Annotated in this window: 19 protein-coding genes; 10 read left to right on the top strand and 9 right to left on the bottom strand. The window is 47.5% G+C overall.

Features of this window, described 5'->3' with window-relative positions; translation table 11 throughout:
- Positions 1 to 185, top strand: a 185-nt coding sequence (locus JGK11_RS24690; RefSeq protein WP_293213220.1) for a hypothetical protein, incomplete at its 5' end; no start/stop codon positions are given.
- Here JGK11_RS24690 and JGK11_RS24685 read toward each other — a convergent pair.
- Positions 182 to 1,372 carry a cysteine desulfurase family protein gene (locus JGK11_RS24685; protein WP_293186779.1) on the bottom strand — a complete coding sequence of 397 codons (1,191 nt, stop codon included), beginning with the start codon at positions 1,370 to 1,372 and terminating at the stop codon, positions 182 to 184. The two genes, JGK11_RS24690 and JGK11_RS24685, sit on opposite strands and share 4 nt — an antisense overlap.
- A gap of 219 nt (positions 1,373 to 1,591) precedes the next feature.
- Positions 1,592 to 1,996, bottom strand: coding sequence for a hypothetical protein (locus JGK11_RS24680; RefSeq protein WP_293186780.1), 405 nt, complete (start codon positions 1,994 to 1,996; stop codon positions 1,592 to 1,594).
- A 190-nt stretch (positions 1,997 to 2,186) separates the two neighbouring features.
- Between JGK11_RS24680 and JGK11_RS24675 the strand changes: the two genes are divergently transcribed.
- Both JGK11_RS24675 and JGK11_RS24670 read left to right on the top strand, forming a co-directional pair.
- Complete coding sequence (locus tag JGK11_RS24675) at positions 2,187 to 3,851, top strand: DUF655 domain-containing protein (RefSeq protein ID WP_293186781.1); 1,665 nt, start codon at positions 2,187 to 2,189, stop codon at positions 3,849 to 3,851.
- 284 nt (positions 3,852 to 4,135) lie between these two features.
- Positions 4,136 to 4,786 (top strand): hypothetical protein, encoded by a 651-nt coding sequence (locus tag JGK11_RS24670; RefSeq protein WP_293208548.1) that lies wholly within the window; start codon positions 4,136 to 4,138, stop codon positions 4,784 to 4,786.
- A gap of 168 nt (positions 4,787 to 4,954) precedes the next feature.
- Here the strand turns inward: JGK11_RS24670 and cax are convergent, their stop codons facing one another.
- The 5 genes from cax to JGK11_RS24645 form a co-directional block, all read right to left on the bottom strand.
- Positions 4,955 to 6,046 (bottom strand): calcium/proton exchanger, encoded by a 1,092-nt coding sequence (cax, locus tag JGK11_RS24665; RefSeq protein ID WP_293186783.1) that lies wholly within the window; start codon positions 6,044 to 6,046, stop codon positions 4,955 to 4,957.
- A gap of 110 nt (positions 6,047 to 6,156) precedes the next feature.
- Positions 6,157 to 6,615 (bottom strand): hypothetical protein, encoded by a 459-nt coding sequence (locus tag JGK11_RS24660; RefSeq protein WP_293192750.1) that lies wholly within the window; start codon positions 6,613 to 6,615, stop codon positions 6,157 to 6,159.
- A gap of 769 nt (positions 6,616 to 7,384) precedes the next feature.
- Positions 7,385 to 8,008 (bottom strand): DUF6391 domain-containing protein, encoded by a 624-nt coding sequence (locus JGK11_RS24655; protein ID WP_293186785.1) that lies wholly within the window; start codon positions 8,006 to 8,008, stop codon positions 7,385 to 7,387.
- Positions 8,009 to 8,056: 48 nt separating this feature from the next.
- A complete protein-coding gene (locus tag JGK11_RS24650; RefSeq protein ID WP_293186786.1) occupies positions 8,057 to 8,839 on the bottom strand; it encodes an MORN motif-containing protein in 783 nt (260 codons plus the stop codon).
- A complete protein-coding gene (locus tag JGK11_RS24645) occupies positions 8,839 to 10,299 on the bottom strand; it encodes a hypothetical protein (protein ID WP_293198478.1) in 1,461 nt (486 codons plus the stop codon). Before JGK11_RS24645 ends, JGK11_RS24650 begins: the two co-directional genes overlap by 1 nt.
- Positions 10,300 to 10,524: 225 nt before the next feature.
- Here JGK11_RS24645 and JGK11_RS24640 point away from each other — a divergent pair, with 225 nt between their 5' ends.
- The 6 genes from JGK11_RS24640 (at position 10,525) to JGK11_RS24615 (ending at position 15,131) form a co-directional block, all read left to right on the top strand.
- A complete protein-coding gene (locus tag JGK11_RS24640; RefSeq protein ID WP_293213218.1) occupies positions 10,525 to 11,202 on the top strand; it encodes a retropepsin-like aspartic protease in 678 nt (225 codons plus the stop codon).
- Positions 11,203 to 11,422: 220 nt separating this feature from the next.
- Entirely contained in the window at positions 11,423 to 11,611 is a 189-nt protein-coding gene (locus JGK11_RS24635; protein WP_293186789.1) for a hypothetical protein, read from the top strand.
- Positions 11,612 to 11,620: 9 nt separating this feature from the next.
- Positions 11,621 to 13,222 carry a 2,3-bisphosphoglycerate-independent phosphoglycerate mutase gene (gpmI, locus tag JGK11_RS24630; RefSeq protein ID WP_293198475.1) on the top strand — a complete coding sequence of 534 codons (1,602 nt, stop codon included), beginning with the start codon at positions 11,621 to 11,623 and terminating at the stop codon, positions 13,220 to 13,222.
- Positions 13,223 to 13,465: 243 nt separating this feature from the next.
- Complete coding sequence (secG, locus tag JGK11_RS24625; protein ID WP_293155559.1) at positions 13,466 to 13,705, top strand: preprotein translocase subunit SecG; 240 nt, start codon at positions 13,466 to 13,468, stop codon at positions 13,703 to 13,705.
- 111 nt (positions 13,706 to 13,816) lie between these two features.
- Positions 13,817 to 14,554 carry a peptidase gene (locus JGK11_RS24620; protein WP_293208536.1) on the top strand — a complete coding sequence of 246 codons (738 nt, stop codon included), beginning with the start codon at positions 13,817 to 13,819 and terminating at the stop codon, positions 14,552 to 14,554.
- A 109-nt stretch (positions 14,555 to 14,663) separates the two neighbouring features.
- Positions 14,664 to 15,131 carry an NUDIX domain-containing protein gene (locus JGK11_RS24615; RefSeq protein ID WP_293186792.1) on the top strand — a complete coding sequence of 156 codons (468 nt, stop codon included), beginning with the start codon at positions 14,664 to 14,666 and terminating at the stop codon, positions 15,129 to 15,131.
- A 291-nt stretch (positions 15,132 to 15,422) separates the two neighbouring features.
- Here the strand turns inward: JGK11_RS24615 and JGK11_RS24610 are convergent, their stop codons facing one another.
- The gene (locus JGK11_RS24610; RefSeq protein ID WP_293208533.1) at positions 15,423 to 15,902 is read right to left on the bottom strand and encodes a rhodanese-like domain-containing protein; all 480 of its coding nucleotides are present in this window, start codon (positions 15,900 to 15,902) and stop codon (positions 15,423 to 15,425) included.
- A 14-nt stretch (positions 15,903 to 15,916) separates the two neighbouring features.
- Positions 15,917 to 16,300, bottom strand: coding sequence for a hypothetical protein (locus JGK11_RS24605; protein ID WP_293208530.1), 384 nt, complete (start codon positions 16,298 to 16,300; stop codon positions 15,917 to 15,919).
- A gap of 162 nt (positions 16,301 to 16,462) precedes the next feature.
- Between JGK11_RS24605 and JGK11_RS24600 the strand changes: the two genes are divergently transcribed.
- Positions 16,463 to 17,185 (top strand): hypothetical protein, encoded by a 723-nt coding sequence (locus JGK11_RS24600; RefSeq protein WP_293213216.1) that lies wholly within the window; start codon positions 16,463 to 16,465, stop codon positions 17,183 to 17,185.
- The last annotated feature ends 34 nt before the right edge of the window (positions 17,186 to 17,219 follow it).

Genomic DNA, 17,219 nt, shown 5'->3' with positions numbered 1-17,219 from the left:
TAATTTCACCGCCTTTTCTTCAACCCGCGGAGGCGGGTTTTGTCTGTGTAGACGCGGTTTCCAACCGCCGGGTTTCCAACCGCCGGGTTTCCAACCGCCCGATTTCCAACCGCCGGGTTTCCAACCGCCCGATTTCCAACCGCCCGATTTCCAAGCACCCAATATTCCACCGCCCAGTTTTCTAATTCCTGCACAATGCTACCTTGGGCATTAATCTATCTAAAATTTGTGCGATCGCAATTACCGTCCAATCAATATCAGCTTCAGTTGTTTCGCGTCCCAGTGTCAAGCGAATTCCACCAACCGCACCGCTTTCGTCATATCCCATTGCCAATAATATCGGACTAGGCGTGAGTTTACCACTGCTACAAGCCGCACCGGAACTAATGCCAATTCCGGCTAAATTTAGCTGTCTCACGAGAGTTTTGCCTGTGATTCTCTCTGTGTCTCTCTTTTGGTAAGGGCGACAGGATGGGGAGACAATGCAAAAACTGGTGTGGTGCGGCAGTCGGTAATATCGATCGCCCGTTGGGACTAAACTGGGTATGTCGGCTAATTTGTCAAAAAGTCGATCGCGCAATCCAATCAACCTCGGCGTTTCCACATCCATTTCCTGCACAGCCAACTCCGCCGCCACTCCAAAACCGACGATAGCGGGCAGTGCTTGCGTCCCTGAACGCAGTTTCAACTCTTGTCCTCCCCCGCCGAACATTGGCACCAATTCTAGTCCTGGACGCACGTACAGCGCCCCTGCACCTTGCGGCCCGTAAAGTTTGTGACTGGAAAGCGAAAGCAAGTCTACGGGCAGTTTTTGCACGTCAATCGGCAATTTACCGGCAACTTGAACTGCATCGGTATGGAACAGGATATTGCGATCGCGCGCAATTTGCGATAATGCTTCTATGGGTTGCAGTGTACCAACTTCGCTTTGTCCGTAGATGATGGAAATTAGCACTGTGTGCGATCGCAGTGATTCTTGCAAATCCAAAGGATGAATTCGCCCATGTTTATCGACTGGTAATCGAGTTACTTCCCATCCCAATTCTTCGAGTTGTCGCACTGGTTCTGATACTGCGGAATGCTCAACACTGGAAATAATGATATGCTGCGGTTTTGTATAAAGACGCGCAACTCCCATAATTGCTAAATTATCCGCTTCAGTGCCGCCCGAAGTAAAAATCATCGATTCCGGTAGCGCGTTAATCAGCCCAGCAACCTGCATTCTGGCTAATTCTAAAGCAGTCGCCGCCCTTTGTCCCCACTCGTGCAAACTAGAAGGATTTCCCCAGTATTGAGTCAGAGCTTTTTGCATAGCATCAATTGCTTCTGGGCGTGTCGGCGTTGTAGCGCTATAGTCGAGGTAAATTTGCATTGCTTTAATTAAATGACGAACTAATAATGAATGATTGACTACCTAATGAATAAAGCACTTATCCTAAAGGCATAAATGATTATTGACTCATGACTCATAATTCTTAAATTATGACTGATAACAATTGCTAACTCCCAACTGCTAACTCCCAACTGTCAACTCCCCGCTGTCAACTGTCAACTCCCCACTGTCAACTGTCAACTATCAACTGTCAACTGTCTAATGACTCCCAGGTTTGCAGACATTGTAGTCTTCATGGGACAAGACTTTTTGGGGAATTAAGAAAGTGCCGCAATCTTCACAAAGCATTCTGTAATTGCGGGTTACAGGAATACTCACAATCCAGCGGTTGTGACGCAGGCGTTTGCCGCCGAAATCTCTGTAATTCTTATTTTCCCCCAAAGCTGCTATAATAGCGCGAGCTTTAGTAACTACATGATCGGGCAGACCTCTGAGATCGATCGCATCTCTAGCAAATGATGCTTCCCTCTCTTGTTTTTGGGTCTGTTTTTCGGCCAGCAGTTCAACTGATTGCTGTTGCGCTATCAACTCTTGCGTGCACCGATGGCACGCTTTACCATATCCCCTGTGACCACAATCAAAAATTGTTTTTCTTTTAGCCATAAAGCATCAGTATCGGGTTTGACCCACGCCCCTGAATGCTGCTACCCTACCAGTGATGCTTCCGGCATCGAGGCAGTTCTACAAGACGCAAAATCTATTCCCTGTCATAAATTTAATAGTTTTAACTTTCCTCGATCCAATATCTTTCCACTCTGAATAGACTGATGACCTCAATAAAATTTTAAATTTTGTGAATGTACTTTATTATAATTTACCAGGTTTGTGTTGTGTTGGATTGCTGGCGATCGCCCTGACGGCTTGCGGACAAGCAAAGCAGGACGTGCAGAATTTACCTCCCACTCTCGCTCCGCTGCCTCAAGACCCCTTGTTGCAAGTATACTTCAATCAGTCCCTCACTTCGAGTTACACAGAGCCCTACCGCGCACAAACTAGGGCTGGAGATGATTTAGAAAAGTTAATCGCCGAGGCAGTAGCAAGTGCTGAATCGACCGTAGATATAGCGGTTCAGGAGTTTCGCTTACCCGGTATTGCACGAAGGTTGGCCGATCGCGCGCGCGCTGGAATTAAAGTCAGATTAATTGTCGAACATCTGTACAATCGCCCTTGGAGCGATTATACAGCCCAGGAGTTGGCAAAGTTACCAGAACGAGAGCGCGATCGCTACAGCGAATTTCTGCAACTAGCCGATACCAATAAAGACGGTAAATTGAGTGCCGAGGAAATCAAGCAAAATGATGCTTTGGTAATTATCCAGGATGCGGGGATTCCTGTCATTGACGATACTGCTGACGGAAGTAAAGGCAGCGGTTTGATGCACCACAAATTTGCAGTAATTGACGGCAAAACAGTCATCGTAACTTCGGCGAATTTTACCACCAGCGATATCCACGGCGATTTCAAAACAGCAGCAAGTCGCGGCAATGCCAACAATCTGCTAAAAATTGACAGCCCTCAATTAGCGCAAATCTTTACTCAAGAATTTAACATCATGTGGGGCGACGGGCCCGGTGGTAAACCGGATAGCAAGTTTGGCATCAAAAAGCCGTTTCGTCAAGTGCAAAAAGTGAGAATTGGTAATGCAACTGTGGCGGTGCAATTTTCACCAACAAGTGCGACTTTGCCTTGGGAACAAAGCGTTAACAGTTTGATAAATCGCACTTTAGCAAAGGCGAAAAAATCTGTTAATTTGGCACTCTTTGTATTTTCGGCGCAGCGGTTGTCAAACACTCTGGAACTTGAATCTAGGCGCGGTGTAGCGGTGCGAGCTTTGATTGACTCAAATTTCATTTATCGCCCTTACAGCGAAGGTTTAGACATGATGGGGGCGACTTTCATGCAGGATTGCGGCGGCTTAGAAGCGGACAATCGCCCGTGGAAAAAGCCGCTGACTACAGTGGGAGTGCCGCTGTTACCAATGGGCGATCGCCTGCACCACAAATTCGGCGTTATCGACGGAAATACCGTGCTGACAGGCTCTCACAACTGGAGTGAGGCTGCAAATCACGGGAATGATGAGACGTTATTGGCGATCGACAGCCCGACGGTTGGGGCCCATTTTGAGCGGGAGTTCGATCGGCTTTACAAAGGTGCAATCTTGGGAATTCCCGCCCGAATCAAACAGAAAATTGACGCTAAGCAAAAAGAGTGTAAATCAGTCCAAGCAACATCAAAACCTGCGAATCCTCAACCGCAAAGTGGTGGTAAAAACTTAATTAATTTGAATAGCGCGACTCAAGAAGAACTAGAAACTTTGCCAGGGGTTGGCCAGAAGTTAGCCGAGAAAATTATTGCAGCGCGGGAAAAGCAGCCTTTTGAGTCTTGGGAGGATGTCGAAAGATTGCCAGGAGTAGGAAACAAGGCTATAGACAAATGGCGCGATCGAGTAACATTTTAAAGTAGGGTGCGTCAGCTATGGTGATTTAATTAATTAATCATCTAGCAACTACAAACCTGCACCATGAATACTTCATTCATTGGTGGAGAGACTAACCAGGAAGGACTAAAGTCCTCACTACAAACCTGCACCATGAATACTTCATTCATTGGTGGAGAGACTAACCAGGAAGGACTAAAGTCCTCACTACAAACCTATTTTATCGATCTTGACAACAGTTAAGCTTTCTAGTTAAACTTACATTCAAATAAAATGCACTTTTTTCATATTGGAGGTATAAAGAGATGAAACGCGCCAGATATTTTACGGGGAAGCGACCAATCAAATTCCTAGCTTTTTTGATTGGTGCAATTTTAGTCACACTAGCAGCTTTCACAGTCAGCGCCCAGCAGACTAGCGAAGCACAATTTCGGGTAAAGAACGAAAACAGTTTTAATATTAACATGATTCAATTCAAGCGCGTTGAATATGTAGGTCAGTGTCCCGGAAGTGGCATCTCCCCTGATTCGCAAAGCGCTCGATTTGTTTCCAGCAAGACTCCCCCCGGCCCTAACAGAAGAGTGCTGATTAAAAATGTGACCGATGGCATGGAAACTGACCCCTATCCTTACACAGATAGAAGTTATGACAAAGGTGAGTTTTCCGAAAGTTTTGGATTTAAGTTAGCAAACAGTCACAAAACAAGAACTTTTTCGGTGTTAGAGGGCGAAAATAAATTTGCCTATGAAATCAAAGAAAATAACCAAATTATAGAACAGGGTGCGCTTACCGCTCAAGTTTCTGTACAAAATTTAGGTACTTTTCCACGTCAGCAAGTTTGTGAGAACAAAGTCACTTCACAATGTCAGGATGATGCTGATTGTCGCGAGAGGAGGCGCAAAGGAAAAAGTTGCAGAATAGAGTGTGTTACTGTTCAAGAGTGTCGCTGTCCGTAATTTTAGGATGGTGGATACGGTATCAGACACAACTGTTCGCGATTCTGTGATGCTCTCTTCGTCAAGGATATGCGGTTTGTTTATCACCACAGACTCAGGAGAGCCACGCTCTTAATATTAAGAGCGCTGAAGCGCAACAACATACCTTTATTTGATCTGACAGTTGCTTCAAGTAACAGGGTGAAAGTAAAATGCCGCAGCTAACACAATATATGTTGCTAAAAGTAGCACTCCTTCCAGCCAATTCGATCGCCCGTCAAGACTAATTAGATTAGCGATTGTCACCGCAATGGCAACTGCAACCACTTCAAACGGATTAAAGTTTAAATCCATCGGCTGATGAATCACGATACCGATAATCACCAACACCGGCGCTACCAGCAAAGCAACTAGCAAACTCGAACCCATCGCCACGGAAACTGACAAATCCATATTATTTTTCATCGCCACTCCCACCGCCGTTACGTATTCCGCCGCACCGCCCACAATCGGCAACAAAATTACACCTGTAAACAGTGGTGTTAATCCCAATCCTTTGGTAGTTTCTTCGACAACGCCCACAAAAATTTCTGATTCAAAAGCAACTGCAACTGTTGAGGCGACTAGCACTCCTATCCACAGCCACAAATTCGGTTTGTGTGCAGTTGATTCATCGGTATTTTCAGAATCTTCTAACTCTAGTATGCCGACTTCGTAAAGATAGCTGTGAGTTTTTAAGGAAAATAGCAGCGTTAGTGCGTAAACTGCAATTAGGACGATCGCAGTTATCAACGAAAGATTCTGAATGGCTGCGGGTTCCACTCCATTCGACGTGTAAATTACCATCGTCGGCAGCAGAATCGCAATCACTGCTAGAGTCATGGTGGAACCGTTCACCCGGGCGATAATTGGCTTAAATTCTTGTTCTTTGTAGCGGATTCCCCCTAGCAGCATGGAAAGTCCCATAACTAAGAGCAAGTTGCTGATAATGGTGCCGGTGATGCTGGCTTTCACGATGTCAATCAAGCCGGCTTTCAGGGCTACTATGGCAATAATTAATTCTGTAGCATTCCCGAAGACTGCATTTAATAAGCCGCCGATGGAGGGCCCTGTGACGATCGCCACTTCTTCTGTTGCTGTGCTCAACCAAATCGCCAGAGGTATAATGCCTAGGGCGGATGTGATGAAAACTACCAGGGAACCCCAGTGCAAATATTCGGCTGCGATGGAAATGGGGATGAAAATTAACAGGGCTATGGAAAGAATTTTTTTGATTGACATAGGGACTCGGATGTGTATTGAAGGTGAGTTCGAGTTGCCAGGGCGATCGCCAAATTGATTTTATATCAATATGCTTGGGATAAGAAGATCGGGCGCTTTCAACCGCCGTGTTATCGGAGAAACAGTGCACCATCATTCCGAATGCTTAAAGATCTTTTATCCAAACCTAAATCATTTGTCTCGTCTAATCTTACTTCTACTGTGCCTTCACCAACGGGTTTTAAACTCGCTTTCAATAATGCGCCGTCTTGTCGCCTAAATACAATGGATGCAGGTAGTGTCAATGCTTGCAGCGCGACTGTTGAATTTTCGGCTAAGCTGCGGCGGTTAGTTTGTCCAACTACTTGATAAAATAGTCGATCGCTGGTTTTATTCGTTAATCTCACATTAGCTTTGCCATTAACGGGAACCATCTTGCCGTCGGGAACTCTTTCTGGTTCGTTAGCTTGGGCAATTTCCCTCGCAAAACTCGCATTGTGACCCAAAGGTAAAAAGCTGTTGCCTGCTAGGGCCAAGGTGACTGCCAGCAGGCTTGCTAGACTGGTTTTGTCGATCGCTAGTTTGCACATTTTTTTGATTGACTTTTGATCTAAAAATTCTAACAAGCAATTTTACCTGATGCTGCTCTCTTCTGGCAAGTCGCCTCAGAAGTCAATCCGAGCTTTTCATAGCTGACGCCTTGATTGTGAAGATGGAAACTGAATATAATAGAAATTTATCGAGCTACCAAAAAATATATTTCTCATTGTGTAGTGCCAGTTAGTGAATTAAATTAAGTTAATGCTTAACCAGAATTGACGTTTGAATAGTATCGTTTTTATGATACCGATTCTGATATATAAATCCGTTTTTATAAAAATGAGGTACGTTGTTGGGCTTCAGCCCTTCTTAGATTTATAACAAGTAGGTACGTTGTTGGGCTTGGGCCCTTCTTAGATTTATTACATAGCAAGTTATGCTGCTAAAAACTGCATTTACGAATTATCTCTCATCTTTTTGAGAAAAGCTATATAGCCTTTCTCAAAAAGATGAGGTATGACTGACAGCTCCTACAACCACTTAATAAACTAAGAGGGCCCAAGCCCAACAACGTACCTAATCTATATAAGAAAAGCTATAATACAAATAATATGGCAGAAGGAAGAATGAAAAAGGCAGAATGAAAAAGGCAGATGGCACCTTAAAAAAGGTACGTTGTTGGGAAAAGAGCGCTCTTTTCCCAACAACGTACCCAAAAAATCCTTTATTGTGACACTGGCATCCTGGACTCAAAAAGGAAGAATGAAAAAGGAAAAATGAAGATTTGCCCCTCTCTCCCCCTCTCCCTTGCCGTCGCAGCTATTCAACCCAACGCACGCGCACAAAATGAGCTTCCCGTCCCCAGAAGTCCTGACTGACAGAAATATCAACAATACTCAAATTAAACGGAATAGCAGTTGTGACGTAGCGCTGAGCCAGAGCTCCCACATCGGGAGCTAACTGAGCTGCTGTCGCCGCCGCCGCACCCAAACCCAAAAGTTGCAGAATGGGCCCCTTCGGTAGAGCTAAATTGATGCCGACAGCAAGTCCAGCAGTCAGTAGCATTGCCACCGACAAGTTGGTGCCACAGCGGGGATGTACGGCTAAATCCCACTCTCCGCTGGCAATCCGCTGCAAAGCTAATTGCACTGCATGACGCAACTGTGCAATGTTAACGCGGCCGTACAGATAAAATCCTTGGTCAGTGGACATTCCGCCCAATAACTGATTATCTGCTCTTGCTGTCGGCGTACCGCCAGATTGGCTGAGTACCCAAACCGTAGCGTGTTCCAAAGCATGAACTTGGCGCAAAGTCAAGATTTCCTTCAAACCCGGAACAAAATCTAGCTGTCTTAATAAGTCAGCATCTTGAGTCTGCTGCGGGGCAAAGTCAAAAGGAATTTGGCTGGCGTGCCCAGAACTAGAAGCAGCATTTGTCGTCATGTCAAAAGGCCTCCACTAATGTCCGATCGCAAATTTTAGCAGCGAGATTCAAGGTTGAACGCGCTTGCCTGCCCGAAACTCTCCAGAAAAGCGTCTACCTTTAGCATCTGTAATTACGCCTCTACCGTGAGGCAATCCCTTACGAAATTCGCCTTCGTAGCGAACGCCGTTGGGGAAACTGCAACTACCTTTACCGTCTAGCTTTTCGTTGAAAAACTGACCGTCGCAGCGAGTGCCGTCCGATCGAGTAAACACTCCGCGACCAAATGGGTTTCCTGCGAAAAATTGTCCGGCGTAGCGATCGCCCGTGGCAAAGATAAATTGCCCTTGACCGTGTGGCTGACTGCTTGGAGCGCTGCCACCTACTTGTTGAACAATTTCAAATGTTCCTCTGTAGCGATCGCCCGTGGCAAAAATAGCTTCTCCCCTAACGATCAGACCGTTGCGGAACTCTCCTACCATGCGGTCATCGTTGGCGAACAGGAATGTGCCTTGACCGTTGGGCACGCCGTTACGAAACTGTCCTTCATAGCGATCGCCCTTGGAGTATACGTATATTCCTTGTCCCTGAGGTCTGCCGTTGACGAAAGTTCCTTCATAATTGTCGCCATTTTCGTAGTTGCACTTGACTCTACCGTTCGGGGGAGAGCCTTCGCAAACCGGAGGGCGCTTTTGTTCTGCTGCTGGCGCCGCCAATGACGATTTAGTATTGGCTAGCAGTGAGAGGCATCCTACCCCCGTGCCAACCAACATGAATATTCCGAGTTGTTTAATTGAGCGAAGCATGACGGTTCTCAATTTTTTTTCTAAGGATTGAGCTAAATTTTGCATTAAATTGGGTTCTGGGCAACTCGGGGAGATTTTTCTCCCACAATTTTAGAAACCTCTACACCGTTTTCTTCTAGAACCACAATCGGATCGGCTCCTGATTTGAAATCAACCCGTTTGATTAGCACCTGCCCGCTGGCAATCCGCTGTCCTACTTTGATATATCGACTTGTTGGCTCGTTAGGTGCTTTCACAATTACCAGTATGTCATTACCAACTCTGACTACGCCACTAACTTCAACTCCTTTGGCATTGTCTGTCGAAGGCGGTGGCGGTGGTGGTGCGGGGGGTGGTGGTGGATTCGGGTCTTGCCACGAGGGCGGCGGTGTTAATTCCGGCAGCTTGGGCAGACCGGGCAATTCTCTGGTGGCGATATTGGGAATGTTGGGAGGGCGGGGCGGGCCGGGCGGGCGGGCGGCGATCGCTGGCGGGCGTCCCGGTGTTGCTCCTGGCCGTCCCGGTGTCTGGGCCGGTCGTCGCGTCCCTTGGGGGCCTGCCGTCGTGCCTCTTGGGAAGCCCGGTATAGAGGGAACTCCCGGTATTGATGATGCCGGAGCTCCTGCTATATCTGGGGAACCTGCTGGTCTGGCTCCGGGGCGTCCTGGTCTGGTACCGGTACCGCCGGTGCTGCCTGTTGGGAAGCCCGGTATAGAAGGCACTCCCGGTATTGATGCCGGATTTCCCGCAACGTTTGGGGCACCTGCCGGTCTGGATCCGGGGCGTCCGGTGCCGCCGGTTGAGCCTGCTGGAATGCCCGGTATTGACGGCGGATTTCCTGCGACGTTTGGGGAGCCTGCTGGTCTCGCTCCGGGGCGTCCGGGAGCTGCTTGGGGACGCGCTGAAATTGGCGGCCGCCATTGGGGTACGGGGGTTAGCGGCAGGTTGGGAAGACTTGACACCTGTGCGGGGCTTTGAGCTTTGGGAAGTTCGGCAACTGTGCCGCCGCCCGGTGCCCTTTTCGATCCCGGTACTGGCGTCCACCGAGGTGGGTTTCTCTCGTCTGGCAGCTTGGGCAGACTTGGAACTTGTCTGACTGGGAGGTTGGGGAGTTCGTTGCCCGCTGTCCCGCCACCGTCTGTTTTGAGTGGTTGAGGGGGAAGGACTGAGAATGGGTCATTTGCTTGGCCGGGGACAGATGTCTGTGGAATTGCCCTTGGGGCTGTCTTTTTGCCATCAATGTCTGCTTGAGCTTGTCTGGCGCGATCGTCAGGGTTTGTCGATCGGATCAAGCCGGGGGGCTGGGCCGCTACTACTGGAGAGGGGAATGTCTGAGCTCCTGGTGTGGGACTTGCCACACCCCCGGTCGTTCCGGGAGCGTTGGCTGCTGGTGCCCCTGGTGTTGCACCCGGACTGATACTAGGACTAGGAGTGGGACTGGCTGTGTCGCCACCCCCGTCGCCGCCGCATCCCCCGATCGAGAAAGCCAGCATTCCTATAGTTGCAAAATATAAAAGTTTACGCATTACCGATCGTCCCCAAACGCCTGACTTTTAAGTGATCCAAATGGCAATTGCAGTTGCTGCCATTTGCCGCTTTTCAGTTTACCTGGTTTGATGGTATGCGATCGCTTTTAAATTGCCAAGTTTTCCGGACGATTTGATATTGAGGTGGGCCCTGGGTTTTCAAGAGCAGGTTAGGATATCAATGGTGGTGGTTCTTGCACATATTTAACTAATTAGGGCATGGTTATGGTGGCAAAAGTGATTTTGAAACGGATTTGGCGATCGGGCATTGTTTCTGTGGCTATTTTGGTAGGTCTGGGATCGGTGGGAAGCGGCAATGTGAATGCTCATTCACATCAGCCAGAAACAAAGGTGATGGCATTGGTGCCACTTGTGAGTTCCCAGCAGCACGCGCGGCGGAGCTATCCCGAAGGGAATCGCACTTTAACAGCAGCCTCGGAAGCCAGAAGTGGCAATGTGTATTCTCAGTTTCGCAGGGGCACCCCAAATCCTGGTGCCCAACCGCCAGCCAATCAACCAGCCTCTGGTGGGAATCAAAAGGTATTTCAAGCGAAAATCAAGCGCCGCGCGGGTGGGACACCTGTGATTGATGTGGTATTTAACGGTAACAAGACTTTTGAAATGATTGTCGATACCGGGGCGAGCGGCACTTTAATTACTCAGCGGATGGCTACTGCACTGGGAGTGAGGCAAGTGGGCACTGGGAGAGCGGGGATCGCTGACGGTAGCATTGTCGAGTTCCCCATTGGTTTGGTGCGATCGATTCGGGTTGGGGGTGCTGCCATCCAAAATGTCGAAGTGGCGATCGCCAAACAAATGGAAATTGGTCTCCTCGGTCACGATTTCTTTGGCAATTACGATGTGAAAATCAAAAAAGATGTTGTAGAGTTTTATGTCCGCTGAAACTGAGACAATTCAGAAACCAATTTTTATTTGCATACTGTTAAAGTTATTCGCAGCCCGGTCAAGGCTGTTTAATTTATTTTTTGAGCCACTAGCAAAATACGACCAAGTGTGGTATTGTTTTGAGTGTTTCCAGAGCAGTTTACCGTTGAACAATCCGGGAAAATCCGGCTGTCAAAGCACGGCCACTGTTGGCGCTATCGAGTAACAGTATCCAACGGTGGATTCAGAGTTCAAGTCAAGGCAATCAATTAGACAATTTGCCGATCGGGTGGAAATTAGTTTCCAAAATGCTGTGGCTGGGGGAATTATTGTTCGTGTTGTTGGGCCGCTGTACAAAATATATGAGCGGAAGATGTTCCGCAAAATCGGCAATAATGACGATCGAGAAATTAATTATTGTAAATAGGGTATTGGCATGGCACAAACGTCTGTATCTCCTGTAGTGCTGATTATTCTAGATGGCTGGGGTTATCGTGAAGAAAAAGACGGAAATGCGATCGCCTTAGCGAAAACACCCGTGATGGACAGTCTCTGGGCAGCTTATCCCAGAACTCTGATTAACACATCAGGTCGGGCGGTAGGGCTTCCAGACGGGCAAATGGGCAACTCGGAAGTCGGTCACTTAAATCTCGGCGCCGGCCGCGTGGTTCCTCAAGAGTTAGTGCGAATCTCGGATGCTGTCGAAGATGGTTCTTTGCTCGACAACCGGGCGCTGGTTAAACTTTGCGAGGAAGTGCGCCGTCGGGGCGGCAAGTTACACCTGACCGGTCTTTGTTCCGAGGGTGGGGTACACTCGCACCTGAGTCACATTTTGGGTTTGCTACAGCTAGCAAAAGCACAGGGAATTTCTGAAGTTTGCATCCACGCGATTACAGACGGCCGCGATACTACTCCGAAAGAGGGTGTAGAAGCTCTCAGCAAGATAGAAGGTTATATCAAACAAGTAGGAGTGGGTCGGATTGCTACCATCAGCGGCCGCTATTACGCGATGGACAGAGACAAACGCTGGGATCGGGTGAGCCGCGCTTATGAGGTAATGACGGTTGAGGGCGCACCTGATGGTCGATCGGCAGTTGATGTGTTGCAGGCCTCCTATGCTGAAGGAGTAACCGACGAGTTTGCAGTTCCGACTCGCATTGCCCCGGGAGCGGTGGCATCCGGGGATGGGATGATTTTCTTCAATTTTCGACCGGACAGGGCTAGAGAGTTGACTCAGGCTTTTGTAGCGCCAGATTTTAAGGGCTTTGAACGGCAGTTAATTGAGCCGCTGACCTTTGCGAGTTTTACTCAGTACGACCCCAAACTGTCGTCGGTACTGGTGGCTTTTGAACCCCAGAATTTGAACAATATTCTGGGTGAGGTGATTTCTAAGCACGGTTTGCGACAGTTGCGGACAGCGGAAACTGAAAAGTACGCTCACGTGACTTATTTTTTTAATGGGGGTCTGGAAGAGCCTTTTGAGGGGGAAGACCGCGAAATGGTGCAGAGTCCGATGGTGGCGACTTACGATGAGGCGCCGGAGATGTCGGCCGCTGAGGTGACGGATGTGGCGCTGGAGGCTTTGTCCAAGCGGATTTATTCGTTTGTGGTGCTTAACTACGCTAACCCGGATATGGTTGGTCATACGGGGATGCTGGATGCGACGATAATTGCGGTTCAAACTGTGGATAAATGTTTGGGGCGGCTGTTGACCGGGATTTCCCAAGCTGGGGGAACGGCAATTATTATTGCTGACCACGGAAATGCTGAGGTGATGTTCGACGAGAACGGGAATCCTTGGACGGCTCACACTACTAACCCGGTGCCCTTTATTCTAATAGAAGGCGAAGGTCTGAAAATTCCAGGTCACGGAGGGAATGTTGCTCTCAGGGCGGACGGCTGTTTGGCCGATGTGGCGCCGACGATTTTGGAGCTGTTGAGGTTGCCTCAGCCCCCGGAGATGACTGGAAAGTCTATGATTCAAGCTGCTGAATTTGAAGTTCGGGCTAATCGCACTCCGGTGCGGGTGCGGCTTTAGGAAGTCTGGGCTACAGGTAGGTAGGGTTAGGCAAGGTACGTAGTTGGGCTTCAGCCCTCTTTAGACATATATACAAAGAGGGCTAAAGCCCAACTACGTACCTATCTCTCTCCTGACTATAAAACCCCCCTGCTTTTTAAGGATGATTTAGGGGATCGGGCCTCGACTGCCCGGTTGTGTGCGATCGACTAAATTTGATATGATAATGAATTACCGATTACTAATTACCAATTAGCCCAAATTATGAATATTGTTTCTGTGTTACAAGTTATCTGGTCTTTGTCTGCTTTAGGACTTGTGGTTTTTGTATTGCTCCACAGTCCTAAAGGCGATGGCATTGGAGGAATTGGCGGACAAGCTCAATTATTTACCAGCGCTAAGAGTGCGGAAACAACTCTCAATCGGATTACTTGGGGTCTGTCTATTGTGTTTATGGGTTTGACTATTATTTTGAGTGCTGGTTGGTTGACTCCTAAGTTGTAAGATTAGGATTTTTAACCGCAGATGTAGGCAGATAAACACAGATTAACGCAGATGAAGTTGATATAATTTGTATTCATCTGCGCTTATTTGTGTGTATCTGCGGTCTGAAAAATGCGGTTGTGGAAAGTTTCGATAAAAGCTCGATTGCTGGCTGGTTTGGGATTGGCTTTATGTTGTTTTAGTCTCATAATTTTTACTCAGGTTAATGCTCCGGCGGCGAGTCTTTCTCTTTCTCCTCTCCCAAATACTTGGCCCTCTCCACAGGTTCATCCTTTACCACCAACGCTGGCTAATTGGCAAGATGCAACTAATAGCGGCGATTATTTCGATCGCATTAAACAGCCAAATGTCGGTCATTTGCTATGGTCGAAGTTCCCGATTCAGGTGTATGTGGAGCGTCCGGTTGAGGGGAATAAGTCTGAAGAATGGATAGCAGCGGTGTTGGGTGTTGTGCGGGAATGGGGGGTTTATTTGCCTTTGCAAGTCGTGGATAGTTCTGAGGCGGCTGATATTAGAATTTTACGTCAGGCTCCGCCTTTGCGTCAAGGGCTTTTGCGATCGCGATCGGGGGAATCCACCTATGAGTTGTACAATCGTCGGGACGGGGATAAAACTGTTTTATCTCATCGGTTTGCGGTTTATTTGAATCCGAATCAAGTGGGTAAGTATGTTCCGGCGACGGCGCGGCATGAGTTGGGGCACGCTTTGGGGATTTGGGGCCACAGTTTGCTGGAAACTGATGTGCTTTATTTTTCTCAGGTGCGGAATCCTCCGGCTATTTCTGCGAGGGATGTTAATACTTTGAAGCGGCTTTACGAACAGCCAACTCGGTTGGGATGGGAATTATAGTTTAAACCACAAATTCCCGGCGATTGGAAATCGCGTCTACACAAACGAAGTCCACCTGCGTGGACTAAGAGAAGATTCCGATTAGTTATTAATAGCAAAGAGAAAAAATATGAAAGATGAAGCTTTTGGCATTGTGCCAGTTTTTGCGACTGAAACTGATAGTTTGTTTTTGTTGATTCAACATCAAGCCGGACATTGGGCGTTTCCTAAAGGTCACGCGAATCCGGGGGAATCTGCGCTAGAAACGGCGAAGCGGGAGTTTGAGGAGGAAACTGGCATCCGCGATTGTGAAGTGGTTGAGGAGCCTAGTTTTGTGGAAAGTTATTCCTTTGTTAAGGAAGGGAAGCCTAGTTCTGTGCAACATTATTCCTCTGCTAAGGAAGGGGAATCAATTGAAAAGACTGTTACTTACTTTTTGGCTTTTGTAAATTCAATGGAAGTTCAGTTGCAAGTAGAGGAAGTTCAGAATCATGCTTGGAGTTCTTTTGAGGATGCAGTCAAGCAGATTACTTTTGATGGGAATCGGCAAATCTTGAGGGAAGTTAAAGCTTTTTTGGACGGCAAAAAAAAGAGTTAATATCAAATCTCCTTATCTACCCATAATTAAGTTTGTAGTAAGGACTTTAGTCCTATCTTAAAACTTTTATTCGCTAAGGACTGAAGTGGGTGCATCTCACTTTTGAAGAGGGCGAAGCATGACCGCATATAAGTTATTAGTTATAATCTCCTATTTTCTGCGGTCATGCTTCGCCCCTACGGATATATTCGCCAAAATGAGATGCACCCACTGAAGTTATTACTAGAAACAAATTGTTCTGTTAGATACCCGACTTCTTGAAGAAGTCGGGTATCTAGGTTTTCTGTGAGATTATTTGTTAATTTTCTGGGCTTTGGCGTGATGTTGCAGGCGAGCGAAAACATTGTAGGCGGCGGGGCCGGGATTACCGTGTTCTAGAGCGCCGTCGATGGGGCCGTCGATGGCTTTCCAAGCTGGAATTCCGCCTTTTAGTTCGGCGACTTTTCTAAAGCCTGCTGCGCGCAGAAGATTGGCGGCTTCTGCTGTTTGTTCGTCGGTTTCGGCGTAGATGTAGATGTCGCGAACGGGTTCTAGGCTGGCTTTTGCTCGATCGACTAATTCGTCCATTGGCATTGGTACGGCGCCGGTAATGCGACTTTTGTCGAAGCTTTCAAAGTCGCGGGTATCGATGATTGTGAGTCCGGGTTCGCCCCAATCTAAGCGGGCTTTGAGGTCGTGGCTGGATACTTGGGCTTTTAAACTGGGAGGGGTGGGAGTCAAATCTGGCAGTTTTTCTTTGATGTCTGCAATTTGGTCTGGAATAGTTTTCATGGGTAAAATTCTCTTCAATGCTTTGATTGCAATGTAACAAGATGTTTCGGTTGAATTCGTCTTTCTAAAGGCTGAATTGGGGATTGAACTAAAGTCGCAGTTAATCTGAATTGCTCGTGGTTGACTGTGGTTCGGATCGCTATATTTGCTGAGGTTGCTAAGTTTTCAGTTGACAGTTGACAGTTGACAGTTGACAGTTGACTTCGGAGGGCGAGCTCTACCTGGAAGTCCGAGGATTGGAATAATGAATCGTCTGATTTTAATTTCTCCCGGGCTTGGGGCTTTAAACCAATTCTTTCTGGTAAGTGGGGTTGATTCCGATTGTTTTGATGGAAATGTACGATCGCTCTTATTGAGTGTAGATATTTTGAAGTGCGATCGATTGTCCAATCAGTCATTGTATCAAATACTCAAATTTTAGTCAATGCCAATTATTTTAAAATGAAGTTTGCATGGGTTGTGCGCGGTCTCGCGCGCTATTTTGCTGAGAAGTTGAGATGTTTTTTAACAAAATTTCTGGTAAGATTTGATACTAACAATAGGGATTTAAAGGTATGGATATGTCTGAGAAAAATGAAATTGCTGTGTCTAAAACTTTGACACCGGAAGAGCAAGCGGTTTGGGATGCGAAGGCGAAAGTTCGGGTATTGCTGAATTTGTGGGATTTGGGTGGCGGTCAGATTCCGGTTAAAAAGGGGGATTTGACGAAGCGGATTGTGCGTACTAATGAGACGAGTCAGAGGTATCTGGAAGTGCTCGCCCAGTTGCAGGAATCTGGGGCGATCGAGTATTCGCTGGTAAATCGGGTGACGCGGGTGGAGTTGAGCGCGAAGGGGAAAGAGGTTTTAGCGCAGGGCTTGAAAAGTCGGGATTCTCTGTTTGAGTTTGATGGTTCTCAAATCGGTACTCGGCTGGGAAATGCTCTGCTGAAGTGGATTCGGCATCAGGATGGTGCGGCGAGTGTTGCTGTGGAGACGGGGAAAAAGGATGCAGGGGCGATCGCCTCCTATGACGATTTTAAGGCTGTGGCGATCGATGTGTATGACAGCTTGAACCGGGATTATAACTTAGACGATTTAGTGCCGATTTATCGGATGCGACGGGCGATCGGGGAAAGAGTTGGGCGATCGGAGTTCAATGAGTGGCTGTTGGAAATGCAGGCTAATGACATTTTTCAGCTAATGGCAGGGGAAACGCCAGACATCACCCCAGATAAACGTGAAGACTCAATCATCATTCCTGGTGGTACATTGCGTTACTACGCCAAGCGCTTAAATCCATAAAATTGTTCTCAATCTTTTTGTAGTTCGTTACCTC

This window comes from Microcoleus sp. PH2017_34_RAT_O_A (genome assembly GCF_020737885.1).
Classification (GTDB): domain Bacteria; phylum Cyanobacteriota; class Cyanobacteriia; order Cyanobacteriales; family Microcoleaceae; genus Microcoleus.
The sequence above is the reverse complement of the archived record's forward strand: the minus strand, read 5'-3'. Positions and strand labels throughout refer to the sequence as shown.

Excerpts from the sequence above, each read along its gene's own strand:
- JGK11_RS24650 (WP_293186786.1), bottom strand. The coding sequence starts at position 8,839 with ATGCAAAATTTAGCTCAATCCTTAGAAAAAAAATTGAGAACCGTCATG.
- JGK11_RS24685 (WP_293186779.1), bottom strand. The coding sequence starts at position 1,372 with ATGCAAATTTACCTCGACTATAGCGCTACAACGCCGACACGCCCAGAA.
- JGK11_RS24640 (WP_293213218.1), top strand. The coding sequence starts at position 10,525 with ATGGTGGCAAAAGTGATTTTGAAACGGATTTGGCGATCGGGCATTGTT.
- JGK11_RS24615 (WP_293186792.1), top strand. The coding sequence starts at position 14,664 with ATGAAAGATGAAGCTTTTGGCATTGTGCCAGTTTTTGCGACTGAAACT.
- JGK11_RS24655 (WP_293186785.1), bottom strand. The coding sequence starts at position 8,008 with ATGACGACAAATGCTGCTTCTAGTTCTGGGCACGCCAGCCAAATTCCT.
- JGK11_RS24600 (WP_293213216.1), top strand. The coding sequence starts at position 16,463 with ATGTCTGAGAAAAATGAAATTGCTGTGTCTAAAACTTTGACACCGGAA.
- JGK11_RS24680 (WP_293186780.1), bottom strand. The coding sequence starts at position 1,996 with ATGGCTAAAAGAAAAACAATTTTTGATTGTGGTCACAGGGGATATGGT.
- secG (WP_293155559.1), top strand. The coding sequence starts at position 13,466 with ATGAATATTGTTTCTGTGTTACAAGTTATCTGGTCTTTGTCTGCTTTA.
- gpmI (WP_293198475.1), top strand. The coding sequence starts at position 11,621 with ATGGCACAAACGTCTGTATCTCCTGTAGTGCTGATTATTCTAGATGGC.
- JGK11_RS24660 (WP_293192750.1), bottom strand. The coding sequence starts at position 6,615 with ATGTGCAAACTAGCGATCGACAAAACCAGTCTAGCAAGCCTGCTGGCA.
- cax (WP_293186783.1), bottom strand. The coding sequence starts at position 6,046 with ATGTCAATCAAAAAAATTCTTTCCATAGCCCTGTTAATTTTCATCCCC.
- JGK11_RS24605 (WP_293208530.1), bottom strand. The coding sequence starts at position 16,300 with ATGACTGATTGGACAATCGATCGCACTTCAAAATATCTACACTCAATA.
- JGK11_RS24610 (WP_293208533.1), bottom strand. The coding sequence starts at position 15,902 with ATGAAAACTATTCCAGACCAAATTGCAGACATCAAAGAAAAACTGCCA.
- JGK11_RS24620 (WP_293208536.1), top strand. The coding sequence starts at position 13,817 with ATGCGGTTGTGGAAAGTTTCGATAAAAGCTCGATTGCTGGCTGGTTTG.
- JGK11_RS24670 (WP_293208548.1), top strand. The coding sequence starts at position 4,136 with ATGAAACGCGCCAGATATTTTACGGGGAAGCGACCAATCAAATTCCTA.
- JGK11_RS24645 (WP_293198478.1), bottom strand. The coding sequence starts at position 10,299 with ATGCGTAAACTTTTATATTTTGCAACTATAGGAATGCTGGCTTTCTCG.